This window comes from Pseudomonas mucoides (genome assembly GCF_015461845.1).
GTDB classification, from domain to species: Bacteria; Pseudomonadota; Gammaproteobacteria; order Pseudomonadales; family Pseudomonadaceae; genus Aquipseudomonas; species Aquipseudomonas mucoides.
Map to the genome: position 1 here is coordinate 156,016 of NZ_JACOPW010000003.1, position 22,814 is coordinate 178,829.

The window sequence follows — 22,814 nt, forward strand, 5'->3', positions numbered from 1 at the left end:
AAGGGGTTTACTCGCCCCAGACATCCTTGAGGACGTTGACCCAGTTCTCGCCCATGATCTTGCGCACCACGCGCTCGGAATGACCGCGCTTGAGCAAGGTTTCGGTCAGGTTCGGGAACTCGCCGACGGTGCGGATGCCCAGCGGGTTGATGATCTTGCCGAAGCTGGTCAGGCGGCGGGCGTAGCCCTTGTCATGGGTCAGGTATTCGAAGAAGTCCTGGCCATGGCCCTGAGTGAAGTCGGTGCCGATGCCGATGGCGTCTTCGCCGACGATGTTCATGGTGTATTCGATGGCTTCGGCGTAGTCGTCGATGGTCGAATCGATGCCCTTGGCCAGGAACGGCGCAAACATGGTCACGCCGACGAAACCGCCGTGATCGGCGATGAACTTCAGTTCTTCGTCGGACTTGTTGCGCGGGTGGATTTTCAGGCCCGACGGCAGGCAGTGCGAGTAGCACACTGGCTTCTTCGATTCGAGAATGACTTCTTCGGAGGTTTTCGAGCCGACGTGGGACAGGTCGCACATAACGCCCACACGGTTCATCTCGGCGACGATTTCACGGCCGAAACCCGACAGGCCGCCATCGCGCTCGTAGCAACCGGTGCCCACCAGGTTCTGGGTGTTGTAGCACATCTGCACAATGCCGACGCCGAGCTGCTTGAACACCTCGACATAGCCGATCTGGTCTTCAAACGCGTGAGCATTCTGGAAGCCGAACAGGATGCCGGTCTTGCCCTGCTCCTTGGCCTTACGGATGTCGGCGGTGGTGCGCACCGGAATCACCAGGTCGCTGTTCTCGCGGATCAGCTTCTGACTGGCGGCGATATTATTGACGGTGGCCTGGAAGCCCTCCCACACCGACACGGTGCAGTTGGCTGCGGTCAGACCGCCCTTGCGCATGTCTTCGAACAGTTCACGGTTCCACTTGGCGATAATCAGCCCGTCGATAACGATACTGTCGGCGTGCAATTCGGCTGGGCTCATCAGGCTGTCCCCTATTGGCAATTCATGCGCCGAATCGTGTGCCGGCGCTTTGGGGCCAGCATATGCCTGAGGGACGGGGCAGCCGGGTGCAAAAACGACAGGGGGTTTGCCGAAAGCGTCAATCCGCGACAAAGGGTCGCCGCGGGGCACGATTGCCCACCTGTTCAAGGGCCTGCGCATGGGCCAGAATTCGCGGCATTACTGAATGCACTATTGGATTGAGGCGGCGACGCAATGAAATCGATCTTCCTGGCTCTGGCACTGATAGCGACCGGCGTACACGCGGCAGAAGAGTCCGACGACAACCCCTGCGACAAAGTCGAAAACGACGTCCAGACCCTCGAATGCTCGGCCTTTAGCCGAACCACCGCCGAAGACCTGCTCAAAGAAAACTACCAGGGCCTGGCCGAACGCATGCAAACGGCCTACGGCAAGAACCCGGCACAACTGGCCGACATCACCGCCAAACTCAAAGCCGCGCAGCAGCAGTGGCTGAAAACCCGGGATGCGGATTGCGCGGTGGAAGCGTTTCCGGCGACCAGTGGTAGCAAGGCATTCACCATTGCGCAGAATGATTGCGTGGCGCGGATGAGTGATGAGCGGTCGGAGTTTTTGGAGTCGATCGGGCAGGAGTGACGCTGTATTTCCGTCAGAAGCTGGCACCTTCGCCGGCTTTCGATTCTCAAGAGATGCTGTTTCCTACAAACCTTGCTGACTGAACCTACAGCACTCCCTACACCTCGCAGCAGACCCTATTGCCTGGGTAACATCCCGACATGCTTCGTTAATTGGCCGAGAGAGAAATATAAGTAACGATTGGAAAATCTTATAAAAGACTTATATTCTCCCATGAACAGCATTCACTGGACTCGAAAGGCCGTTAAGCAGCTTCTGAAATTGCATTCCGTTCACCAGATCCAGGTTCGTGATGCCGTCACGGTGCTGACTGACATGCCTGATATAGGCAATGTCAAAGCACTGGTCGGTCATGACTACGCCTATCGACTTCGAGTGGGTAACTATCGAGTCATGTTCGACTGGGATGGCGCAATCAAAGTGGTCAGTATTCAAGAGGTCAAAAAACGCGATGAACGCACCTACTGACGTTCAAATCATCAATGACGCAGAGGGGAATCCTGCGTTTGTGGTCATTCCCTATGCGCAATATGTGGCGCAGAAGATTGAGCCCGATCTGATTCCCCATGAAGTGGTCAGCCGCATCGTCGATGGCGCGACGCCGATTCGCGCCTGGCGTGAGCACCTGAACCTTACACAGGATGAGGTGGCCAAACGCATGGGCATTTCTCAACCTGCTTTTGCCCAGCAAGAGACTGTAGCGAAGCCTCGCAAGGCCACCCGCGAGAAAATTGCCGCGGCGTTTGGCATCACGGCTAATCAACTTGAGCTGTAGGCTGCACACAACCATTTGTGAAAGGGATCGAAATGAAAATCTGCGGCATCGAAATCAAAGGCAGCGAAGCGATCATTGCCGTCGCGTCCCTGGACGGTCAGACGCTGAGTCACGTAGCCCTGCCCACCAAGAAAATCGCCCTCGACGATGACGACGAAGCCGCGAACGTCAAAGTCTTCGCCGCTCAGGTGGCGTCGTTTGTACGCGAGAACTCCATCGACCGGATCGCGATCAAGAAGCGCAGCAAGAAAGGCGAGTTCGCCGGTGGACCGACCACGTTCAAGATCGAGGGTGTGTTTCAGCTGCTGGAAAATTGCGAGGTGACGCTGCTGTCGCCGCAGACGATCAATGCGCAGAGCAAGAAGCACAACGTGGAACTGCCGGCGACGCTGAACAAGTATCAGCATGAAGCCTACAAAGCAGCCTGCTCGGCTTTAATGAAGAAATAAGATCCACACCAAATCATAACTGTGGGAGCGAGCCTGCTCGCGAAAGCGGTGGGTCAGTCGACATCAATGGCGGCTGACAGATTGCATTCGCGAGCAGCCTCGCTCCCACAGGTTTTCTTGTTGTTGGAATCTGTGCTCAGACCAGCTCTCGCCCATCCCCTAGCCGTCGGCGATCCTCGCGCGGGCACCGCGCAAACTTCGCCCGATAGCTGCGGGTGAAATACGACGGCGATTCAAAACCGCACGCAATGCTCACCTCCAGCACACTCATGTCCGTCTGTCGCAGCAACTGCCGGGCCTTCTCCAGCCGCAAGCGCAGGTAGAAATTGCTCGGCGTGTCGTTCAGGTGCAACCGAAACAGGCGCTCCAACTGGCGCCGCGTCACCTTGATCGATTCGGCTAACTCAAGCGTACTCAGCGGCGGTTCGCTGTGCTGCTCCATCTCCCCAATCACGTGAACCAGCTTCTTGTTGCTGATGCCATACCGCGTGGCGACCTCCATACGCTGGTGGTCTTTGCGCGGGCGAATGCGGCCGAGTACGAATTGTTCGCTGACCTGGATCGCCAGTTCCGGGCCATGGGCCTGGGCGATCAGGTCGAGCATCAGGTCGATGGAGGCGGTGCCGCCGGCCGAGGTGATGCGGCGGCGGTCGATTTCGAACAGCTCCTGGGTGACGCTCAGCTGTGGATACGATTCCTTGAACGCGTCGATGGCTTCCCAGTGCAGCGTCAGGCGATGGCCGTCGAGCAGGCCGGCCTCGGCGAGAATGAAGCTGCCGGTGTCGATGGCGCCGAGGGTCACGCCTTCGTTGTCCAGCCGGCGCAACCAGTGTTCCAGCGCCGGGGTGGCGAATTTCAGCGGTTCGAAACCGGCGACCACCAACAGGGTTGCACCTTTCTTCAGCGGCTCCAGCGCCGCGTCGGCGTTGAGCGACATGCCGTTGCTGGCCAGCACCGCCCCGCCGTCGGCGCTCAATACATGCCAGCGATACAGCTCGCCGCGAAAGCGATTGGCGACCCGCAGCGGCTCGATGGCCGAGATAAATCCAATCGCCGAGAAACCCGGCATCAACAAGAAGTAGAAATCCTGGGACATGGAGCGCACTCGATAGGCGGGTAACGTCAGGGCGGGTAGCGTTTGACGTTGATACGCCACTTGCAAGCGGCATTCAAGAGGACAGGTCGCTGCAGTGCAAGAGCTGGTCGCCGTGGTGCGCTTTCATGGGGGCTTAGCTGCGTAACTTGGCATCACCGGCGCATCAGACACCGGAACTCACAATAAACGAACTGCCGAGGAACCTGAGATGAAACGACTGATCAGCAGCTGTGTTCTTGCACTCAGTGGTACCGCTTTGCTGAGCGCCAGCGTCATGGCCGCCGAACCCGCATCGTGCCAGAACGTACGCATGGGCGTAGTGAACTGGACCGATGTAATCGCCACCAGCGCCATGACCCAGGTCCTGCTCGATGGCCTCGGCTACAACACCAAACAAACCAGCGCGTCCCAGCAAATCATCTTCGCCGGGATCCGCGACCAGCGCCTGGACTTGTTCCTCGGCTACTGGAACCCGCTGATGACCCAGACCATCACCCCGTTCGTCGATGGCAACCAGGTCAAAGTGCTGCAAGCCCCGAGCCTGAAAGACGCTCGCGCGACCCTCGCCGTACCGACGTACCTCGCCGACAAGGGCCTGAAAACCTTCGCCGACATCGCCAAGTTCGAGAAGGAACTGGGCGGCAAGATTTACGGCATCGAGCCTGGCTCGGGCGCCAACACCCAGATCAAGGCGATGATCGCCAAGAACCAGTTCGGCCTCGGCAAATTCCAGCTGGTCGAGTCCAGCGAAGCCGGCATGCTGGCCGCCGTGGATCGCGCCGTGCGCCGCAACGAGGCCGTGGTGTTCTTCGGCTGGGCGCCGCACCCGATGAACGTCAACGTGAAGATGACCTACCTCACCGGCAGTGACGACGCCCTCGGTCCAAACGAAGGCATGGCCACGGTCTGGACCGTCACCGCGCCGAAATACGCCGAGCAGTGCCCGAACATCGGTCGCTTGCTGAGCAACCTGACCTACACCGCCGAAGACGAGAGCCGGATGATGCAGCCGCTGCTGGATCACAAGGACGCCTTCGAGTCGGCCAAGCAATGGCTGAAAGATCACCCGCAAGACAAGCAGCGCTGGCTCGAAGGCGTGACCACCTTCGATGGCAAACCAGCGGCTGAAAACCTGCAACTGACCAGTAAATAAATCCTGGAACCGAACCACCGATTCGCAGCCCGAGCGGGCTGCGAACGGGACTATTACGTCCGGCTTTTCTCCTGAAAAACACTCGCCTGTAAGGAACCGCCTCATGAACCACGACGTCATCATCACCTGCGCACTCACCGGTGCTGGCGACACGACCAGCAAGAGCCCACACGTGCCGGTCACCCCGAAACAAATCGCCGCCGCCGCCGTGGAAGCCGCCAAGGCCGGTGCCACCGTGGTCCACTGCCACGTGCGCAACCCCGAAACCGGCAAGTTCAGCCGTGACGTGGCGTTGTACCGTGAAGTGATGGAGCGCATTCGCGAGGCCGACGTTGACATCATCGTCAACCTCACCGCCGGCATGGGCGGCGACCTGGAAATCGGTGCCGGCGAGAACCCGATGGAGTTCGGCCCGAACACCGACCTGGTCGGGCCGCTGACCCGCCTGGCCCACGTCGAAGAACTGCTGCCGGAAATCTGCACCCTCGATTGCGGCACCCTGAACTTCGGCGATGGCGACACCATTTACGTGTCCACCCCGGCCCAGCTACGTGCCGGCGCCAAACGCATTCAAGAGCTGGGCGTGAAAGCCGAGCTGGAAATCTTCGACACCGGTCACCTGTGGTTCGCCAAGCAGTTGATCAAGGAAGGCCTGCTCGACGACCCGTTGTTCCAGCTGTGCCTGGGCATCCCGTGGGGCGCACCGGCCGACACCACCACCATGAAAGCCATGGTCGACAACCTGCCGGCCAATGCCGTGTGGGCAGGCTTTGGTATCGGTCGCATGCAGATGCCGATGGCAGCGCAAGCGGTGCTGCTCGGCGGCAACGTTCGGGTGGGTCTGGAAGACAACATCTGGCTGGACAAGGGTGTATTGGCGACCAACGGCCAACTGGTCGAACGCGCCGGCGAAATCCTCAGCCGCCTCGGCGCCCGGGTTCTGACGCCGGCGCAAGGCCGGGAAAAAATGGGCCTGACCAAGCGCGGTTAACCCAAACCCTCTCTCTGTAGGAGCCGAGCTTGCTCGCGATTGCGGTATCCCGGCCGCAAAAATGTGCCGGATTTACCGACGCCATCGCGAGCAAGCTCGGCTCCTACGGGACCACCGAATTCTTTCAGGACGTCGCCATGACTTTTATCACCGAAATCAAAACCTTCGCAGCCCTGGGCAGCGGTGTCATCGGCAGCGGCTGGGTGTCCCGCGCCCTCGCCCATGGCCTTGACGTGATCGCCTGGGACCCGGCGCCCGGTGCCGAAGCCGCCCTGCGCAAACGCGTCGCCAACGCGTGGGGCGCACTGGAGAAACAAGGCTTGGCGCCTGGTGCTTCTCAGGATCGCCTGCGCTTTGTCGCGACGATTGAAGAATGCGTACGCGACGCCGATTTCATCCAGGAAAGCGCCCCCGAGCGCCTCGATCTTAAACTGGAACTGCACAGCAAAATCAGCGCCGCCGCCAAGCCCAATGCCTTGATCGGCTCGAGTACTTCTGGCCTGTTGCCAAGCGAGTTCTACGAGAGCGCAACCCACCCGGAACGCTGTGTGGTCGGCCACCCGTTCAACCCGGTCTACCTGCTGCCGCTGGTGGAAGTGGTCGGTGGCAAAAACACTGCGCCCGAAGCCGTTCAAGCGGCGATGAAAGTGTATGAATCCCTAGGCATGCGTCCACTGCATGTGCGCAAGGAAGTGCCCGGCTTTATCGCCGACCGCTTGCTCGAAGCGCTCTGGCGTGAGGCGCTGCACCTGGTGAACGATGGCGTGGCAACCACCGGTGAAATCGACGACGCGATTCGGTTTGGCGCGGGGTTGCGCTGGTCATTCATGGGCACGTTCCTGACCTACACGCTGGCCGGCGGTGACGCCGGGATGCGCCACTTCATGGCGCAGTTCGGTCCGGCGTTGCAGTTGCCGTGGACCTATTTGCCAGCGCCGGAGCTGACCGACAAATTGATCGATGATGTGGTGGATGGCACCACTGATCAGTTGGGCACGCACAGCATTTCGGCGCTGGAGCGCTATCGTGATGATTGCCTGCTGGCGGTGCTGGAAGCGGTGAAGACCACCAAAGAAAAGCATGGGATGGCCTTCAGCGAGTAATGAACTGGCAGGACTGGCCCCATCGCGAGCAAGCTCGCTCCCACAGGTTTTGCGCAGTCCTTGTGGGAGCGAGCTTGCTCGCGATAGCGGCAGCCCGATCACCCTATATTCTGGATCCTCATCATGCCCACCCTCACCACCTACCAAACACGCATCATCCCCGACTGGGTCGACTACAACGGCCACCTGCGCGACGCTTTCTACCTGCTGATCTTCAGCTACGCCACCGACGCGCTGATGGATCGCTTAGGGCTCGACAGCAACAACCGCGAAGCCAGCGGCCACTCGCTGTTCACCCTCGAACTGCACCTCAATTACCTGCACGAAGTGAAGCTCGACGCCGACGTCGAAGTGCACACGCAAATCATCGGTCACGACAGCAAACGCCTGCACCTCTACCACAGCCTGCATCGGGTCGGTGACGACAAGGAGCTGGCCGGCAACGAGCAAATGTTGCTGCACGTCGACCTTGCCGGGCCGCGATCCGCGCCCTTCAGTGAACTGTCGCTGAGCAAGCTGCAAGCCATCGTCGCCGAGCAGACTGACTTGCCCACCCCCGAGTACATTGGTCGAGTGATCGCTTTACCCCAAAAAAAATAACAAGGAGATCGCCATTGAACACCGCCGCCGCTTTTGCCGACTTCCGTACCTACCCGTTGATCAGCGCGTTGACCGCCGTGCACACCCTGGCGGACCGAATTCAAGTGAGCTGGGCGGACGGTCGCGTCAGCCCCTTTCATCATCAGTGGTTGCGCGACAACTGCCCCTGCCCGCAATGCGTCTATACCGTGACCCGCGAGCAAGTGCTGGAAATCGTCGATGTCGCCGAAACCCTGTTGCCCTCCGACTCTCGCGTCGATGCTGAAGGTTGTCTCTGCGTCGATTGGCAGGACGGCCATCTCAGCCGCTTCGACCCCGGCTGGCTGCGCGCCCATGCCTATGACGATGAATCCCGCGCCGAACGGGAGGCGCGTAAACCCAAGGCCAGGCTGTGGCAGCAGGATTTGCAGCTGCCGGTGTTCGATTACCAGGCATTGATGAATGACAACGACGCCCTGCTGCAATGGCTACTGGCAGTGCGCGATATCGGCCTGACTCAAGTGCGCGGCGTACCCACTGAACCGGGCTCGCTGAAGCTGATCGCCCAGCGGATTTCCTTCATCCGCGAGAGCAATTTCGGCGTGCTGTTCAACGTGCAATCCAAGGCCGATGCCGACAGCAATGCCTACACCGCTTTCAACCTGCCGTTGCACAGCGATCTGCCGACCCGGGAGCTGCAACCAGGGCTGCAATTCCTGCATTGCCTGGTCAATGATGCCGACGGTGGCGAGAGTATTTTTGTCGACGGTTTTGCCATCGCCGATGCCTTGCGCAATGAGGACCCCGAGGCGTTTAAAAGTCTCTGTGAAATCCCTGTGGAGTTCCGCAACAAGGACCGTCACAGCGACTACCGTTGCCTGGCGCCGATCATCGCGCTGGATGCACGGGGGCAGGTGTCGGAAATCCGCATGGCGAACTTCCTGCGCGGACCGTTTGATGCGTCGGTGGAGCAGATGCCCGAGCTGTATCACGCTTACCGGCGGTTCATCGCGATGACTCGGGAAGCACGGTTTCGGGTGATGACGCGGCTGAATCCGGGCGAGCTGTGGTGTTTTGATAACCGTCGTACGCTGCATGCGCGCAATGCGTTTGATCCCGCCAGTGGCGCCCGGCATTTTCAGGGGTGCTATGTCGACCGTGATGAGTTGTTGTCGCGGATCCTGGTGTTGCAACGCTAGACCGCGTCATCGTTCATCGCGAGCAGGCTCACTCCTGCCGTTGACCGGGTTCTTTCAGAGGAATGCGGTTGAGTGTAGGCGTGAGCCTGCTCGCGATGGCTTAAATCCAGACACCCCATCCCGCCCTGATTCACAGGCAAAAAAAACCCCGATCAAGCCGTGACAGGATCGGAGCTGAGGAGGGTACTGTTGAGGAGCCGTTGCGCGAGGGTGACCAAACCTTCGTGTTGCCAGCTGAGTCCAGTGTGCCCACTCCCTTGATTCACAAGTTAGCCGAAAACGACATGCTCATAGGTATTGCGGCCATTGCGACAAATCACCCTTGCCGCCACTTCGTCCCCCTACCAGAATCGAGCCAAGACACCGTTCCCTGAAGAAGGATTGCGTCATGATGTACGCCGATTTGATCGACCAGGAAGACCTGTTGGGCCAGCTGAAATCGTTGGGTTTTCAAGTGCCGAGCGGTGCCACAGCCGAACAGGCTTGCGAGTGTGCGGTAAGGGGATTAGACGATGCCCGGGCATATGAACTGCGCAAGATGGTCAAGGATATGTACACCAGCAGCGCGACCATCCTGCCGGCAGTGCGTCAGGCGATCGACAGGCAATTGCTGCCAGCGTTGGCGGAGTATCAACAGAGCCCTAGAACCTGATAAACCGCCATCGCGGGCAAGCCCGGCTCCTACAGTACAGCGTGATCCTGTAGAAGCCGGGCTGGCCCGCGATGAAGCCAGCGCGGTCTAGAGCCGTACGCTAGCGAAAGTCGACTCGTTACGCGCCTGACTCAACGCCGACAACGGCCCCGACAATGGCGACAGCACCAGTGCTTGCGGCAGCGGCATCATCGCCACCTGTTGCGTGGTGTTGGAACCTACGCGCTCGTCACGCGGCGGAATGCCGAAGTATTCGCGGTAGCACTTGGAGAAGTGCGGCGTCGACACGAAACCGCACACCGATGCCACTTCGATGATCGACATCGGCGTTTGCTTGAGCAACTGCCGGGCGCGGATCAGGCGCAGCTTCAGGTAGTAGCGCGACGGCGAGCAGTGCAGGTATTTCTGGAACAGGCGCTCAAGCTGTCGACGCGAAACGGCGACGTACACCGCCAGTTCGTCGAGGTCGATCGGCTCTTCCAGATTGGCTTCCATCAGCGCAACGATTTCCTGCAATTTCGGCTGGTTGGTCCCGAGCATGTGCTTGAGTGGCACACGCTGATGGTCCTGCTCGTTGCGGATGCGTTCGTAGACAAACATTTCCGAGATCGCGGCGGACAGTTCACGGCCGTGATCGCGGCTGATCAGGTGCAGCATCATGTCCAGTGGCGCGGTGCCGCCGGAGCTGGTGAAACGGTTACGGTCGAGGGTGAACAAGCGGGTACTCATGGCCACACGCGGGAAAGCTTCCTGCATCGAGGCCAGGCATTCCCAGTGCACGCTGCAATCGAAACCGTCCAGCAGGCCGGCGCAGGCCAGGGCCCAGCTGCCGGTGCAGACCGCGCCGAGGCGACGGGACTGACGCGCCTGGCTTTGCAGCCACGACACGTGTTCACGGGTAACGGTGCGCTGGATGCCGATACCGCCGCAGACGATGATGGTGTCCAGGGGTGGGGCTTTGTGCATGGAGCAGTCGGGGGTGATCTGCAGACCGTCACTGGCCCAGACCTGGCCGCCATCGACGGTGAGTGTGGACCAGCGATACAGCTCGCGGCCGGACAATTGGTTGGCCATGCGCAGGGGTTCAACTGCGGAGGCCAGAGAAATAAGCGTGAAATTGTCCAACAGCAGAAAGCCGATGGATTGAGGCGCACGGTTCTGGGGTTGAGCCCCGGAGTTGGACGTCGTCATCGCGGTATCTCCTCACACAAAGCGGGTGATGGCCTCAGGCGGAGGCTCTTGTTATTGCCATCGTTCTCGCGTGGGAGACGGGCTTTGTAATGACAGAGCAAATGCCATGCCTAAAATTGAATGCGCGTTCAATAACTCCTGAAAACGACGTCGCGACATGTCTATATAAGCCGCGCGGCGACGGGTGGATATAAGTGCCATTATCGGCGATAGACGCCCTGCCTTGCGGGGCGTGAGCAAATCGGTAGCACTTGTGGGAACAGGGCTGCGAGGTGCCGGGACAGAGTGTCACCGCAAGCACGGGTGACGAGTGGTCAGGGCCGGTTTGGATCCCTGTGATTCGGAAAGGGGCTTATCTGTAAGCGACGCGCTAAAAGGTGGCGTGTTTTGAATCGGGTGTTCATTTAGCGCGCAGTTTTGACTGGTCTGACGCCATCGCGAGCAAGTTCGCTCCCACAGGGATTTGTGGTGCGCATCAGTTTTTGAATACACAACAAATCCTGTGGGAGCGGGCTTGCCCGCGATGGCGTCAACTCGGTCTCAACACTCCACCGCGCTCACCGCCAACCCACCCCGCGATGTCTCTTTATATTTGTCATGCATATCCGCGCCGGTATCACGCATGGTGCGGATCACCCGGTCCAGCGAGATAAAGTGCTGACCATCCCCACGCAGCGCCATCTGCGCCGCGTTGATCGCTTTCACCGCGGCAATCGCGTTGCGCTCGATGCACGGCACTTGCACCAGCCCGCCCACCGGGTCGCATGTCAGGCCGAGGTTGTGTTCCAGGCCGATTTCCGCCGCATTGCACAACTGCTCCGGCGTGGCACCGAGGATCTCCGCCAGCCCCGCTGCCGCCATCGCGCAAGCCGAACCCACTTCGCCCTGGCAACCGACTTCGGCGCCGGAGATCGAGGCGTTCTTCTTGCACAGAATGCCCACCGCCGCAGCACTGAGGAAATAGTCGACCACGTTGGCGTCCGTCACCGCCTCGCTGAACTTCATAAAGTAGTGCAACACCGCCGGAATGATCCCCGCCGCGCCGTTGGTCGGCGCCGTGACCATGCGCCCACCCGCGGCGTTCTCTTCGTTGACCGCCAGCGCAAACAGGTTGACCCACTCCATGGCGCTCAAGGTCGAGCCGATCACATTGGGCTTGCCCAGTTCCTGCAGGCTACGGTGCAACTTCGCCGCGCGACGGCGCACATTCAGGCCGCCGGGCAGGATGCCTTCGTGCTTGAGGCCCTGGTCGACGCAATCCTGCATGGCACGCCACAACTTCATCAGACCGGCGCGGATTTCCTCTTCACTGCGCCAGACCTTCTCGTTCGCCATCATCAATTCAGCCACGCGCAGGTTGTGCGTCTGGCACAGGCTCAACAGTTCGACGGCGCTGGAGAAATCGTACGGCAACACGGTGCGATCCAGATCGACCACGCCGCTGGACGCCTGGGCCTCATCCACGACAAAACCACCGCCGACGGAATAGTAGGTGTCGCGATGCAGCTCACCGTGATCGCCTTCGACGATCAGGGTCATGGCATTGGGGTGGAACGGCAGGTTTTCGTCGATCAGGCGCATGTCCCGCGCCCAAATGAACGGCACCGACAAGCGACCGTCGAGCAGCAACATGTGGGTTTCACGCAGGGTTTCGATGCGAATGCCGATTTGCGACGGATCGATCGCATCCGGCCATTCGCCCATCAGGCCCATGATGACGGCATTGTCGCTGCCGTGACCGATGCCGGTGGCCGACAGCGAACCATAAAGTTGAACTTCGACCCGTCGCACCTGCTCCAGTAGATGCTTGTCCCGAAGCGACTCGACAAACAGCGCGGCGGCCCGCATAGGCCCCACGGTGTGCGAACTGGAAGGACCGATGCCGATTTTGAACAGGTCGAAAACACTGATAGCCATTACTGCCGAACTCCTGGATGTGCCGACTCCAGACGCAAAGGCGCCCAGTGGCGGAGCTGCTACGCTCAAGCTGCAATCCGCCGAGATGGCCGCATCATCAGGCTTTTGTCATGTCGTTCGACGTCTCACACCGACGCACTCATGCCCACCAACGCCGCAGGGCGGCGACGCAATGTTTTCGCCGTTTTTTAGCGGATCAGAGGGGAAAAGAGGGCTGAAAAAAGCTGTAAACGACGTCACCGACACTGGATGCGACCCTCCCTGTACTGGTTACGACGCACCCTGTAGGCGTCAGATTTTCACTGGTACATGATCGTATCGACTCGATTGCAAGGCGCCGTGGTAGAGCTGTCTCCAAAACGCCATCCAACCGCAACCTATAAGTGCGGTGGTCCAGTCGGAACACTGCCAAAAAAAACACCAAGGAGTCCATCCATGAAAGGTTCCCCGTCGTTGTTGTTGGCCGCCATGCTGAGTCTGCCGTTACTGGCTCACGCTGCAGAACCCGCTCAGTGCAGTACCGTAAACTTCTCCGATGTCGGCTGGACCGACATTACCGCGACAACCGCTACCACCAGCGTCGTGCTCGACGCCCTCGGCTACAAGACCAAAACCACGATGATTTCCGTGCCGGTGACCTACAAGTCCCTGGCCGACGGCAAGAACATGGACGTCTTCCTGGGTAACTGGATGCCGACCATGGAAAACGACATCAAGGCCTACCGCGATGCCGGCACCGTCGATGTGGTGCGCACCAACCTGACCGGCGCCAAGTACACCCTCGCCGTGCCGCAAGCGTTGTACGACAAAGGGCTGCATGACTTCGCCGACATCGCTAAATTCAAGAAAGAGCTCGACGGCAAGATCTACGGCATCGAGCCAGGTAACGACGGTAACCGCCTGATCCAGAGTATGATCGACAAGAACGCCTTCGGCCTTAAAGACGCTGGTTTCAAAGTGGTCGAGTCCAGCGAAGCCGGCATGTTGTCGCAGGTCGATCGCGCGCAGAAGCGCGACACCGCCGTGGTCTTCCTCGGCTGGGCGCCGCACCCGATGAACAAGCGCTTCAAGATCCAGTACCTCACCGGTGGTGACGACTTCTTCGGCCCCGACTTCGGCGCCGCCACCGTGGCAACCAACACCCGCAAGGGTTACACCCAGGAATGCAGCAACGTCGGCCAACTGCTGAAGAACCTGGAATTCACCGTCGACATGGAAAGCTCTCTGATGGGCAACATCCTGGACGACAAGATGAAGCCTGACGCGGCCGCCAAGGCCTGGCTCAAAAAGAATCCACAGGTCCTCGATACCTGGCTCGCTGGCGTGACCACCATTGACGGTAAACCAGGCCTGGAGGCCGTGAAAGCCAAGCTCGCGCAGTAATCGCTTACGCCGGACGGCTTCGGCCGTCCGGGCTGTTTATTTCCTTGCATGCGGACGTTCACTACCATGCTGATTGATCAGAAAATCCCTTTAGGCCAGTACATCGCGGGCTTCGTTGAATGGTTGACGCAACACGGCGCCAACACCTTCGACGCAATCGCCGTGACACTGGAAACGATGATCCACGGCGTGACTTTTGCGCTGACCTGGTTCAACCCGCTGGCATTGATCGGCCTCATCGCACTACTGGCACACTTCATTCAACGCAAGTGGGGACTGACGGTTTTCGTCATCGCCTCCTTCCTGCTGATCCTCAACCTGGGGTACTGGCAGGAAACCATGGAAACCCTCGCCCAGGTGCTGTTCGCCACCCTGGTCTGCGTGGTCATCGGCGTGCCGTTGGGCATCGTCGCCGCGCACAAACCGATGTTCTACACATTGATGCGTCCGGTGCTCGATCTGATGCAGACCGTACCGACCTTCGTGTACCTCATTCCTACCCTGACCCTCTTCGGTCTGGGTGTGGTCCCGGGCTTGATCTCGACGGTAGTGTTCGCGATTGCCGCGCCTATCCGCCTGACTTACCTGGGCATTCGCGATGTACCGGAAGAATTGATGGACGCTGGCAAGGCCTTTGGCTGCTCGCGACGTCAACTGCTCTCACGGATTGAATTGCCCCACGCCATGCCAAGCATCGCGGCCGGCATTACCCAGTGCATCATGCTGTCGCTGTCGATGGTGGTGATCGCGGCACTGGTAGGCGCCGACGGCCTGGGCAAACCCGTGGTCAACGCACTGAACACTGCTGATATCGCCCTGGGCTTCGAAGCGGGCCTGGCGATCGTATTGCTGGCGATCATGCTCGACCGTATCTGCAAACAACCCGACGCCAAAGTAGGGGGTGACGCATGAGCATTATTCGCTTCGATAACGTCGACGTAATCTTCTCCAAAGATCCACGCGAGGCACTCAAACTGCTGGATCAAGGCATGACCCGTAACGAGATCCTGAAAAAGACCGGGCAGATCGTTGGTGTGGAAAAGGCCAGCCTGGACGTCGAAAAAGGTGAAATCTGCGTACTGATGGGCCTGTCCGGCTCCGGCAAGTCCAGCCTGCTGCGCTGCATCAACGGCCTCAACACCGTCAGCCGCGGCAAGCTGTTCGTCGAGCACGAAGGCAAGCAGATCGACATCGCCTCCTGCACCCCGGCAGAACTGAAAATGATGCGCACCAAGCGCATTGCGATGGTGTTCCAGAAGTTCGCCCTGATGCCTTGGTTGACCGTTCGTGAAAACATCAGTTTCGGCCTGGAAATGCAGGGGCGTCCCGAGAAGGAACGCCGCACATTGGTGGACGACAAGCTTGAGCTGGTGGGCCTGACCCAATGGCGCAACAAGAAACCCAACGAGCTTTCCGGCGGTATGCAGCAACGTGTGGGCCTGGCCCGCGCACTGGCGATGGACGCCGACATTCTGCTGATGGACGAACCGTTCTCGGCACTCGACCCGCTGATCCGCCAGGGCCTGCAAGACGAATTGCTGGAACTGCAACGCAAGCTGAGCAAGACCATCGTGTTCGTGAGTCACGACCTCGATGAAGCCCTGAAGCTCGGCAGCCGCATTGCGATCATGAAAGACGGCCGGATCATTCAGTACAGCAAGCCGGAAGAGATCGTGCTGAACCCGGCGGACGACTACGTGCGGACCTTCGTCGCGCACACCAACCCGCTGAACGTGTTGTGCGGCCGCAGCCTGATGCGCACGCTGGACAACTGCAAGCGCATCAACGGTTCGGTGTGCCTCGATCCGGGCGGCGATTCGTGGCTGGACCTGGCTGAAGGCAACACCATCAAGGGCGCCCGCCAGAACGGCGCGAGCCTGGACCTGCAGAACTGGATTCCAGGGCAAGCGGTGGAAGGTCTGGGTCGTCGGCCGACGCTGGTGGACTCGAACATCGGCATGCGCGATGCGTTGCAGATTCGTTATCAGACCGGCAACAAACTGGTGCTTCACGACAACAACAAAGTGGTCGGGATTCTCGGCGACAGCGAGCTGTATCACGCGCTGCTCGGCAAGAACCTGGGGTAAGGCAGCAGACACAAAAACGCCGCGAGAGGATCGCGGCGTTTTTGTTTATCGGGACATCGGGTCAAGCTGCTTTGCTAGTGATGGCCCCTTCGCGGGCAAGCCCGCTCCCACAAGGACGGTGACAATCCTGTGGGAGCGGGCTTGCCCGCGATGGATAGGACGCGGCGTTTCAGACTGAAATACCGCGTCCTATCAAGGTTTAGCTATAGACACGGCCAAGGAGCTGCCGATGGCTTTCAAACTGATCGAGCACATCACGGGTGATCTGATCCTGGGTGAAGCCCATCAAGTCGTAATCCTGGCTGCCGTTGTGCAGGTACACCTCGGCGCGGTAGTAGCGTGCGCGCGGTTCATCAGCGCTTTCAGCCGACGCCGTGTCACTCGCCGCCGCCAGATAGCCGTCCAGGCTCACTTCGTAGACAAAAGGGTTGCCCTCTTCCATCTCGATCCGCACGCCCATGCAGCGTTTCGACTTGCCCAGCAACGTCTGCACATCCAGACCCTGACCGCGCAATTGCACCGCCGCATCTTCCAGCGCCGGGCTGACTTGTTTGTCCATGAAACGCTGAACAATCGACTGGTTCGGTTGCAGGTCCAACTGAGTCAAACGCTCGCTGAAACCACGACGACCGCGCGCAGCCAACTCCGCTTGCTCCTGCTCGATCTGCACATCCTGGCGCATGGCCTTGTGCAAGCCGAACATGAAGAACACCAGCACCACCGAGAACGGCAAACCGGCCAGCACCACCATGGTTTGCATGGCTTCGAAGTTACCGGCGAACAGCAGGCCGATGGTCACCAGGGTAATCACCGCCGACCAGAAAATCCGCAGCCAGTGCGGCGCATCTTCGTCGACATTACCGCCCTTGCACGAAAGGTTGGCCATCATCACCGCGCCGGAATCCGCCGGGGTCAGGAACAGCACAAAACCGACAAAAATCGACACGCCGATCACAACTTTCGACGCCGGGTAATGCTCAAGCAACTGGTAGATCGCCATGGACGGCTGTTCGAGCGCCGTCTTCCCCAGCTCCACCGCCCCATGGTTCATCACCAGGTCGAGGGCCGAGTTACCGAAGATCGACAGCCACGCCAGGGTGAAGCCCAGCGGAATCAGCAGCACGCCGGCCACCAGTTCACGCACCGTGCGACCACGGGAAATACGCGCGATGAACATGCCCACAAATGGCGCCCAGGAAATCCACCAGGCCCAGTAGAACAGGGTCCACAGGCCCAACCAGCGGTCGGACTTCTCACTGTCGCCTTCGTACACATAGAGGTCGAAGGTCTTCAGGACCACGCCGTTCAGGTAGTCGCCAATGTTCTGCACGAAGCCGTTGAGCAGGTGCAGGGTCGGGCCGAACAACAGGACGAAAATCAGCAAACCGCTGAACAGCACGATGTTCAGGTTGGACAAACGGCGGATACCGTTTTCCACACCGGACACGGCGGCGATGGTCGCCACGGTGCTCATCACAATGATCACGATCAGCAGGTTGGTGTTGCTGTGCTCCATGCCGAACAGGTTTTCCAACCCGGAAGACACTTGCAGCGAACCAATCCCCAGGTTCGTCACCAGCCCCAGCAAGGTCACGAACATGCCAAAGCCGTCCACCGCATGACCGGCCGCGCCTTTGACCCAACGCTCGCCCACCAGCGGATACAACGCCGAACGCAGCGCCAGCGGCTGGTTGTGACGGTAGGCAAAGTAAGCCACGGCCAGACCGACCAGTGCGTAGATCGCCCAGCCATGCAGGCCCCAGTGCAGGAACGTCAGTTGAACGGCCTGACGGGCGGCCATGTTGCTCGCGGCCACGCCTTCGGGCGGGTTGAAGTAGTGGTCCAGCGGCTCGGAGGCACCGAAGTACAGGAGCGAAATGCCGATACCCGACGAGAACAGCATCCCCGCCCAGGCGCCGTAGCTGAAGTCCGGGGTATCGTCCTTGCTGCCCAGTTTCAGTTTGCCGTAGGACGAAAACGCCAGGCCCACCACAAACACCAGGTAAGCGGCGATCACCACCATGTAGTACCAGCCGAAGCTGCGGGACAACCAGGCCTGGGCAATACCGAGCACTCTGCCGGCCTCTTGCGGGGCGATGATCAGAATGGCGGTCAACAACAGGATCAGCGCGGTAGAGGTGTAGAACACCCAACCGTTGACCGTCACCTTATCGGGTGGGGTCTTTATAAGAGAGGCAGAACTCATGGCACAGATGCTCCAGGCAGTGCGAGAGAAGAACACAAGGCAACGCGGTACCCGACTAATCGGTTAGTGGGCAGCCGACCGACGGGTGATATAAAGACACCCCGAAAAAAGCCCGAAGCCCGGAACGCCAAGGCGTAGGGGTTTCGAGCCGTTTTGGATGTCGGTTTATCGTCATTTACACGTAGGAAAAATCTGTAAGCAGCGACGAATTGTCGCAGATCTTATTCTTTGTTGATTGAACGTTCAATCAAAACAAAATAGACTGGCCCTCAAACCGATGGACGTCTTACGTCCGCCGGAAGGCCTAAGGAGATGTGCAAGATGCCCAAGGTCGGTATGCAACCCATCCGCCGCCAGCAATTGATCGAAGCCACCTTGCTGGCCGTCGATCAGGTCGGTATGGGGGACGCCAGCATTGCGCTGATCGCCCGTTTGGCCGGTGTCTCGAATGGCATCATCAGTCACTATTTTCAGGACAAGAACGGCCTGATCGCTGCCACGGCGCAGTACCTGATGAGTGTACTCAGCGAGAACGTCACCGCACGCCGTCAGGCGCTGACAGATGACAGCCCGCGGGCGCATCTGCAGGTGATCATCGAAGGCAACTTCGACGCCAGCCAGGTCAACGGTCCGGCAATGAAAACCTGGCTGGCCTTCTGGGCCACCAGCATGCACCACCCGTCTTTGCACAGGTTGCAGCGGATCAACGATCACCGTCTGTATTCCAACCTGTGCTGCCAGTTCCGCCGCGTATTGCCGCTCGATGATGCGCGCAGTGCAGCCCGTGGCCTGGCAGCGTTGATTGACGGTTTGTGGTTGCGCGGCGCGCTGTCGGGAGATGCTTTCGACACCGAGCAGGCGCACCGGATCGCTTACGAATACATGGATTTCCAACTGGCCAAGCGGGTGAGTTAGAGCACACACAAAACGCTCAACCCCCGAACCGCCACTGACCCGCGTGCCAGCGCAACACGGCACGCCCAGTGGTTAACGCCAACTAACTTATGCACTTGCGAGGACTTTATGGCCCGTTTCGAACTGCAAAAACTCTACATCGATGGCGGTTACTCCGACGCCAGCAGCGACGCCACTTTCGAAGCCATCAACCCGGCTAACGGTGAAGTCCTCGCAACAGTACAACGCGCGACCAAGGAAGACGTTGAGCGTGCTGTGGTCAGCGCCGAAAAGGGCCAGAAAATCTGGGCCGCGATGACCGCCATGGAGCGTTCGCGCATCCTGCGTCGCGCCGTCGACATCCTGCGCGAGCGCAACGATGAACTGGCCGCCCTGGAAACCCTGGACACCGGCAAGTCGTTCTCCGAAACCAAGTACGTCGACATCGTCACCGGCGCGGACGTGCTGGAGTACTACGCAGGTCTGGTCCCGGCCATCGAAGGCGAGCAGATTCCGCTGCGCACCACCTCGTTCGTCTACACCCGTCGCGAGCCGCTGGGCGTCGTGGCCGGTATCGGCGCGTGGAACTACCCGATCCAGATCGCCCTGTGGAAATCCGCACCGGCCCTGGCGGCCGGTAACGCGATGATCTTCAAGCCAAGCGAAGTCACGTCCCTGACGACCCTGAAACTGGCCGAGATCTACACCGAAGCAGGCTTGCCAGCCGGTGTGTTCAACGTACTGACCGGCAGCGGCCGTGAAGTCGGCACCTGGTTGACCGAACACCCACGCATCGAAAAAATCTCTTTCACCGGCGGCACCGACACCGGCAAGAAAGTCATGGCCAGCGCTTCTGCCTCGTCGCTGAAAGACGTGACCATGGAACTGGGTGGCAAATCCCCGCTGATCATTTTCGACGACGCCGACCTTGATCGCGCCGCCGACACCGCGATGATGGCCAACTTCTACAGCTCCGGCCAGGTCTGCACCAACGGCACTCGCGTGTTCGTACCGAGCCACCTGAAAGCCGCTTTCGAAGCCAAGATCGTTGAACGCGTAGCGCGCATCCGCGTCGGCAACCCGGAAGACGAGAACACCAACTTCGGTCCTCTGGTCAGCTTCGCCCACATGGAAAGCGTGCTGGGCTACATCGCCAAAGGTAAGGAAGAAGGCGCTCGCGTGCTGTGCGGCGGCGCTCGTCTGACCGACGGCGAATTCGCCAAAGGCGCATTCGTGGCCCCGACCGTGTTCACCGACTGCACCGACGAGATGACCATCGTGCGCGAAGAAATCTTCGGCCCGGTGATGAGCATCCTGACCTACGAAACCGAAGAAGAAGTGATCCGTCGTGCCAACGACACCGACTTCGGCCTGGCCGCTGGCGTCGTCACCAAGGACCTGAACCGCGCTCACCGCGTGATTCATCAACTGGAAGCCGGTATCTGCTGGATCAACGCCTGGGGCGAGTCCGACGCGAAAATGCCAGTTGGCGGTTACAAGCAGTCGGGTGTTGGCCGTGAGAACGGCATCAGCTCGCTGAACAACTTCACCCGCATCAAATCGGTACAGGTCGAACTGGGCGATTACGCCTCGGTTTTCTAAGGCGGTATTTGCTTCGCCTGCGAGATCGCTATCGCAGGCAAACCAGCTCCCACAGGTTTGGCGTCGTTCGCCAAATCTGCGGTGCCCCCCGATCCCTGTGGGAGCGTGGCTTGCCCGCGATCGAGTGCGAAGCACTCGCTGACCTGACCAACTTCAAAGAGGGTGCATTCAATGTCCCAAGAATTCGATTACATCATCATCGGTGCCGGTTCGGCCGGTAACACCCTGGCGACCCGTCTGACTGAAGACGAAGGCGTCACCGTCCTGCTGCTCGAAGCCGGCGGACCGGACTACCGTTTCGACTTCCGCACGCAGATGCCGGCCGCCCTGGCGTTCCCGCTGCAAGGCCGTCGCTACAACTGGGCATACGAAACCGATCCAGAGCCACACATGGACGGTCGCCGGATGGAATGCGGTCGCGGCAAGGGCCTCGGTGGTTCCTCGCTGATCAACGGCATGTGCTACATCCGCGGCAACGCGATGGACTACGACAACTGGGCCAAGTTGCCAGGCCTGGAAGACTGGGATTACCTGAACTGCCTGCCGTATTTCCGCAAAGCCGAAACCCGCGACATCGGCCCGAACGACTACCACGGTGGCGACGGCCCGGTCAGCGTGACCACGCCGAAAGCCGGCAACAATCCGCTGTTCCACGCCATGGTTGAAGCCGGCGTGCAAGCCGGTTACCCGCGCACCGAAGACCTCAACGGTTACCAGCAGGAAGGCTTCGGCCCGATGGACCGTACCGTGACGCCGAACGGCCGTCGCGCCAGCACCGCTCGCGGTTATCTGGACGTCGCCAAGAAGCGTTCGACCCTGACCATCGTCACCCACGCCCTGACCGACAAGATCCTGTTCGAAGGCAAGCGTGCGGTCGGCGTGCGTTACCTGATCGGCGCCGCCGAAGAGCGCGTTGAAGCCCGTGCCCGCAAAGAAGTGCTGCTGTGCTCCGGCGCCATCGCGTCGCCGCAGATCCTGCAACGCTCCGGTGTCGGCCCGGCCGAACTGCTGAACAAGCTCGACATCCCGGTGGTCCATGACCTGCCAGGCGTCGGCGAAAACCTGCAGGATCACCTAGAGCTGTACCTGCAATACGCTTGCACCCAACCGGTCTCGCTGTACCCGTCACTGCTCTGGTACAACCAGCCGGCCATCGGTGCAGAGTGGCTGTTCAACGGCACCGGCATCGGCGCCAGCAACCAGTTCGAAGCCGGCGGTTTCATTCGTACCCGTCCGGAATTCGATTGGCCGAACATCCAGTACCACTTCCTGCCGGTCGCGATTAACTACAACGGTAGCAACGGTGTGAAAGAGCACGGCTTCCAGGCGCACATGGGTTCCATGCGTTCGCCGAGCCGTGGCCGTATTCAAGCGAAGTCGAAAGACCCGCGCGAATACCCGAGCATCCTCTTCAACTACATGGCCACCGAGCAGGACTGGCAGGAATTCCGCGACGGCATCCGCCTGACCCGTGAAATCATGCAGCAACCTGCGCTGGATGCTTTCCGTGGCCGCGAAATCAGCCCGGGCATCGACGTGCAAACCGATGAGCAGCTCGACAAGTTCATCCGCGAACACGCCGAAACCGCGTTCCACCCGTCCTGCTCGTGCAAGATGGGTACCGACGAAATGGCCGTGGTTGATGGCGAAGGCCGTGTGCATGGCATGCAAGGTCTGCGTGTGGTCGATGCCTCGATCATGCCGATCATCACCACCGGCAACCTGAACGCGCCGACGATCATGATCGCCGAGAAAATCGCCGACAAGATCCGTGGCCGCCAGCCGCTGCCGCGCAGCAAGGCTGCCTACTTCGTGGCCGGTGATGCACCGGTGCGTGGCAAGCCGATGCGTGATGTGAGTCCTACGGCGCAGTAAGACCGTTACACCGCGTCGCGGCCAATCGCGGGCAAGCCCGC

The 22,814-nt window shown here is 59.9% G+C and carries 21 protein-coding genes; 16 read left to right on the forward strand and 5 right to left on the reverse strand.

All coding sequences use genetic code 11. The features are described from left to right. Nucleotides 1-7: 7 nt before the first annotated feature. Nucleotides 8-985 (reverse strand): dipeptidase, encoded by a 978-nt coding sequence (locus H8F22_RS15565; RefSeq protein ID WP_008033250.1) that lies wholly within the window; start codon nt 983-985, stop codon nt 8-10. Between the two features lie 234 nt (nt 986-1,219). Between H8F22_RS15565 and H8F22_RS15570 the strand changes: the two genes are divergently transcribed. The 4 genes from H8F22_RS15570 (at nt 1,220) to H8F22_RS15585 (ending at nt 2,845) form a co-directional block, all read left to right on the forward strand. Continuing rightward, nucleotides 1,220-1,621, forward strand: coding sequence for a lysozyme inhibitor LprI family protein (locus H8F22_RS15570; RefSeq protein ID WP_027926653.1), 402 nt, complete (start codon nt 1,220-1,222; stop codon nt 1,619-1,621). A 213-nt stretch (nt 1,622-1,834) separates the two neighbouring features. Next, nucleotides 1,835-2,089 carry a type II toxin-antitoxin system RelE family toxin gene (locus tag H8F22_RS15575; RefSeq protein ID WP_027926652.1) on the forward strand — a complete coding sequence of 85 codons (255 nt, stop codon included), beginning with the start codon at nt 1,835-1,837 and terminating at the stop codon, nt 2,087-2,089. Then, a complete protein-coding gene (locus H8F22_RS15580; protein WP_027926651.1) occupies nt 2,073-2,396 on the forward strand; it encodes a helix-turn-helix domain-containing protein in 324 nt (107 codons plus the stop codon). The genes H8F22_RS15575 and H8F22_RS15580 overlap by 17 nt, the downstream gene beginning before the upstream one ends. 32 nt (nt 2,397-2,428) lie before the next feature. Beyond that, the gene (locus H8F22_RS15585) at nt 2,429-2,845 is read left to right on the forward strand and encodes a DUF3010 family protein (protein ID WP_027926650.1); all 417 of its coding nucleotides are present in this window, start codon (nt 2,429-2,431) and stop codon (nt 2,843-2,845) included. Between the two features lie 136 nt (nt 2,846-2,981). On the opposite strand, the gene H8F22_RS15590 is transcribed toward H8F22_RS15585, so the two are convergent. Beyond that, nucleotides 2,982-3,941 (reverse strand): GlxA family transcriptional regulator, encoded by a 960-nt coding sequence (locus tag H8F22_RS15590; protein WP_194940432.1) that lies wholly within the window; start codon nt 3,939-3,941, stop codon nt 2,982-2,984. Between the two features lie 208 nt (nt 3,942-4,149). On the opposite strand from H8F22_RS15590, the gene choX reads away from it, so the two are divergent. From choX to H8F22_RS15620, 6 genes are all read left to right on the forward strand, one after another. Further along, on the forward strand, nt 4,150-5,094 hold the full coding sequence (choX, locus tag H8F22_RS15595; RefSeq protein ID WP_027926648.1) for a choline ABC transporter substrate-binding protein: 945 nt from the start codon (nt 4,150-4,152) through the stop codon (nt 5,092-5,094). 103 nt (nt 5,095-5,197) lie between these two features. Beyond that, the gene (locus tag H8F22_RS15600) at nt 5,198-6,085 is read left to right on the forward strand and encodes a BKACE family enzyme (protein WP_027926647.1); all 888 of its coding nucleotides are present in this window, start codon (nt 5,198-5,200) and stop codon (nt 6,083-6,085) included. A 137-nt stretch (nt 6,086-6,222) separates the two neighbouring features. Then, the gene (locus H8F22_RS15605; RefSeq protein WP_027926646.1) at nt 6,223-7,188 is read left to right on the forward strand and encodes an L-carnitine dehydrogenase; all 966 of its coding nucleotides are present in this window, start codon (nt 6,223-6,225) and stop codon (nt 7,186-7,188) included. Nucleotides 7,189-7,311: 123 nt separating this feature from the next. Then, complete coding sequence (locus H8F22_RS15610; RefSeq protein ID WP_027926645.1) at nt 7,312-7,788, forward strand: thioesterase family protein; 477 nt, start codon at nt 7,312-7,314, stop codon at nt 7,786-7,788. Nucleotides 7,789-7,802: 14 nt separating this feature from the next. Next, nucleotides 7,803-8,966 carry a gamma-butyrobetaine dioxygenase gene (locus H8F22_RS15615; protein ID WP_059182044.1) on the forward strand — a complete coding sequence of 388 codons (1,164 nt, stop codon included), beginning with the start codon at nt 7,803-7,805 and terminating at the stop codon, nt 8,964-8,966. A 388-nt stretch (nt 8,967-9,354) separates the two neighbouring features. Next, nucleotides 9,355-9,618: a hypothetical protein gene (locus H8F22_RS15620; protein ID WP_059182043.1), complete on the forward strand. Its 264-nt coding sequence runs from the start codon at nt 9,355-9,357 to the stop codon at nt 9,616-9,618. Between the two features lie 87 nt (nt 9,619-9,705). On the opposite strand, the gene gbdR is transcribed toward H8F22_RS15620, so the two are convergent. Together gbdR and H8F22_RS15630 are read right to left on the reverse strand one after the other, a co-directional pair. Next, the gene (gbdR, locus tag H8F22_RS15625) at nt 9,706-10,809 is read right to left on the reverse strand and encodes a choline metabolism transcriptional regulator GbdR (protein WP_027926642.1); all 1,104 of its coding nucleotides are present in this window, start codon (nt 10,807-10,809) and stop codon (nt 9,706-9,708) included. Between the two features lie 540 nt (nt 10,810-11,349). Further along, complete coding sequence (locus tag H8F22_RS15630) at nt 11,350-12,726, reverse strand: L-serine ammonia-lyase (RefSeq protein ID WP_027926641.1); 1,377 nt, start codon at nt 12,724-12,726, stop codon at nt 11,350-11,352. Between the two features lie 435 nt (nt 12,727-13,161). On the opposite strand from H8F22_RS15630, the gene H8F22_RS15635 reads away from it, so the two are divergent. From H8F22_RS15635 to choV, 3 genes are all read left to right on the forward strand, one after another. Continuing rightward, nucleotides 13,162-14,109: a choline ABC transporter substrate-binding protein gene (locus H8F22_RS15635; RefSeq protein ID WP_027926640.1), complete on the forward strand. Its 948-nt coding sequence runs from the start codon at nt 13,162-13,164 to the stop codon at nt 14,107-14,109. Nucleotides 14,110-14,175: 66 nt separating this feature from the next. Beyond that, complete coding sequence (choW, locus tag H8F22_RS15640) at nt 14,176-15,021, forward strand: choline ABC transporter permease subunit (RefSeq protein ID WP_027926639.1); 846 nt, start codon at nt 14,176-14,178, stop codon at nt 15,019-15,021. Further along, a complete protein-coding gene (gene choV, locus H8F22_RS15645; protein ID WP_027926638.1) occupies nt 15,018-16,196 on the forward strand; it encodes a choline ABC transporter ATP-binding protein in 1,179 nt (392 codons plus the stop codon). The genes choW and choV overlap by 4 nt, the downstream gene beginning before the upstream one ends. A 199-nt stretch (nt 16,197-16,395) precedes the next feature. On the opposite strand, the gene H8F22_RS15650 is transcribed toward choV, so the two are convergent. Next, a complete protein-coding gene (locus H8F22_RS15650; RefSeq protein ID WP_231986537.1) occupies nt 16,396-18,345 on the reverse strand; it encodes a BCCT family transporter in 1,950 nt (649 codons plus the stop codon). 378 nt (nt 18,346-18,723) lie between these two features. Here H8F22_RS15650 and betI point away from each other — a divergent pair, with 378 nt between their 5' ends. From betI to betA, 3 genes are all read left to right on the forward strand, one after another. Beyond that, nucleotides 18,724-19,317, forward strand: coding sequence for a transcriptional regulator BetI (gene betI / locus H8F22_RS15655; protein WP_027926636.1), 594 nt, complete (start codon nt 18,724-18,726; stop codon nt 19,315-19,317). Between the two features lie 108 nt (nt 19,318-19,425). Continuing rightward, complete coding sequence (betB, locus tag H8F22_RS15660; protein WP_027926635.1) at nt 19,426-20,898, forward strand: betaine-aldehyde dehydrogenase; 1,473 nt, start codon at nt 19,426-19,428, stop codon at nt 20,896-20,898. A 171-nt stretch (nt 20,899-21,069) separates the two neighbouring features. Beyond that, complete coding sequence (betA, locus tag H8F22_RS15665; protein WP_027926634.1) at nt 21,070-22,773, forward strand: choline dehydrogenase; 1,704 nt, start codon at nt 21,070-21,072, stop codon at nt 22,771-22,773. The last annotated feature ends 41 nt before the right edge of the window (nt 22,774-22,814 follow it).

What these genes read in the sequence shown, in the direction of transcription:
- H8F22_RS15565 (WP_008033250.1), bottom strand. Translation starts at nt 985, where the DNA reads ATGAGCCCAGCCGAATTGCACGCCGACAGTATCGTTATCGACGGGCTG.
- H8F22_RS15570 (WP_027926653.1), top strand. Translation starts at nt 1,220, where the DNA reads ATGAAATCGATCTTCCTGGCTCTGGCACTGATAGCGACCGGCGTACAC.
- H8F22_RS15575 (WP_027926652.1), top strand. Translation starts at nt 1,835, where the DNA reads ATGAACAGCATTCACTGGACTCGAAAGGCCGTTAAGCAGCTTCTGAAA.
- H8F22_RS15580 (WP_027926651.1), top strand. Translation starts at nt 2,073, where the DNA reads ATGAACGCACCTACTGACGTTCAAATCATCAATGACGCAGAGGGGAAT.
- H8F22_RS15585 (WP_027926650.1), top strand. Translation starts at nt 2,429, where the DNA reads ATGAAAATCTGCGGCATCGAAATCAAAGGCAGCGAAGCGATCATTGCC.
- H8F22_RS15590 (WP_194940432.1), bottom strand. Translation starts at nt 3,941, where the DNA reads ATGTCCCAGGATTTCTACTTCTTGTTGATGCCGGGTTTCTCGGCGATT.
- choX (WP_027926648.1), top strand. Translation starts at nt 4,150, where the DNA reads ATGAAACGACTGATCAGCAGCTGTGTTCTTGCACTCAGTGGTACCGCT.
- H8F22_RS15600 (WP_027926647.1), top strand. Translation starts at nt 5,198, where the DNA reads ATGAACCACGACGTCATCATCACCTGCGCACTCACCGGTGCTGGCGAC.
- H8F22_RS15605 (WP_027926646.1), top strand. Translation starts at nt 6,223, where the DNA reads ATGACTTTTATCACCGAAATCAAAACCTTCGCAGCCCTGGGCAGCGGT.
- H8F22_RS15610 (WP_027926645.1), top strand. Translation starts at nt 7,312, where the DNA reads ATGCCCACCCTCACCACCTACCAAACACGCATCATCCCCGACTGGGTC.
- H8F22_RS15620 (WP_059182043.1), top strand. Translation starts at nt 9,355, where the DNA reads ATGATGTACGCCGATTTGATCGACCAGGAAGACCTGTTGGGCCAGCTG.
- gbdR (WP_027926642.1), bottom strand. Translation starts at nt 10,809, where the DNA reads ATGACGACGTCCAACTCCGGGGCTCAACCCCAGAACCGTGCGCCTCAA.
- H8F22_RS15630 (WP_027926641.1), bottom strand. Translation starts at nt 12,726, where the DNA reads ATGGCTATCAGTGTTTTCGACCTGTTCAAAATCGGCATCGGTCCTTCC.
- H8F22_RS15635 (WP_027926640.1), top strand. Translation starts at nt 13,162, where the DNA reads ATGAAAGGTTCCCCGTCGTTGTTGTTGGCCGCCATGCTGAGTCTGCCG.
- choW (WP_027926639.1), top strand. Translation starts at nt 14,176, where the DNA reads ATGCTGATTGATCAGAAAATCCCTTTAGGCCAGTACATCGCGGGCTTC.
- choV (WP_027926638.1), top strand. Translation starts at nt 15,018, where the DNA reads ATGAGCATTATTCGCTTCGATAACGTCGACGTAATCTTCTCCAAAGAT.
- betI (WP_027926636.1), top strand. Translation starts at nt 18,724, where the DNA reads ATGCCCAAGGTCGGTATGCAACCCATCCGCCGCCAGCAATTGATCGAA.
- betB (WP_027926635.1), top strand. Translation starts at nt 19,426, where the DNA reads ATGGCCCGTTTCGAACTGCAAAAACTCTACATCGATGGCGGTTACTCC.
- betA (WP_027926634.1), top strand. Translation starts at nt 21,070, where the DNA reads ATGTCCCAAGAATTCGATTACATCATCATCGGTGCCGGTTCGGCCGGT.